The 392-nt window shown below is 54.1% G+C and carries 1 protein-coding gene; it reads right to left on the reverse strand.

Annotated elements, in window-relative coordinates:
- Positions 1-392: SbcC/MukB-like Walker B domain-containing protein (locus D7W81_RS41745; RefSeq protein ID WP_147445869.1), on the reverse strand; the 392-nt coding region annotated here is incomplete at both ends.

Here is a 392-nt window from a genome sequence, read left to right on the forward strand (position 1 = left end):
CTGGAAGACTTTACGCACCAGTTTATAGGTGGTGCCTTTCTCCGGGCTGATATTTTCCGGCGCTGCGATGATGAGTTGCATTTGCAAACGCTCACACAATTCAAACAGCGTGGCGATAGAACGAGCATCCAGTCGCGCTGCTTCATCGAGGAACAGCAGGCGGCAAGGAGAGATATCTTTACCGCGCAGGCGGCGAGATTCATCTTCCCAGCTTTGTACCACCATCACCAGAATCGACATACCGGTACCAATCGCCTCACCGGTCGACAATGCACCAGACTCTGCGCGCAGCCAGCCATCGGAACCACGGTTAACCTCAACTTCCATTTCCAGATAGTTGCGGTAATCCAGCAGTTCTTCACCGATGGTCTGCGGCGTGCGCTGCCCCATAT

The sequence above is a fragment of the Corallococcus aberystwythensis genome, assembly GCF_003612165.1.
GTDB classification, from domain to species: Bacteria; Myxococcota; Myxococcia; order Myxococcales; family Myxococcaceae; genus Corallococcus; species Corallococcus aberystwythensis.